This is a genomic window from Paraburkholderia sp. SIMBA_030 (assembly GCF_046535245.1).
In the GTDB taxonomy this organism is placed as follows: domain Bacteria; phylum Pseudomonadota; class Gammaproteobacteria; order Burkholderiales; family Burkholderiaceae; genus Paraburkholderia.
Genome location: NZ_JAWRXB010001343.1, coordinates 1 through 246, shown reverse-complemented (window position 1 = coordinate 246; position 246 = coordinate 1). Strand labels below are relative to the sequence as shown.

Annotated in this window: 1 pseudogene; it reads right to left on the bottom strand. The window is 69.1% G+C overall.

Annotated elements, in window-relative coordinates:
- A pseudogene (locus SB772_RS44405) lies at nt 1-246 on the bottom strand (hypothetical protein); the annotation flags it as partial.

Below are 246 nucleotides of genomic sequence, written 5' to 3'. Positions count from 1 at the left end.
GCAGCCGTCCGGCCGATCCAGCGCAGCATGATGCGGCTCGCGACATAACGATGGCGCTGCGCGGCGTTCGGATGCAGGCGCGCGCGGTTGCGCTCGGCGTCCGAGAGCCAATGCTCGCTTTCGTGAATCGCGACGGGCAGCCAGCTCGCGCGAAAGCGCCACACATGCAGCACGCCCGCGCCTGGCATAACGAGCGGCGCGGGGAAACTGCGCGTGAGCCGATGTGTCGTGAACAGCGGCGTGAGC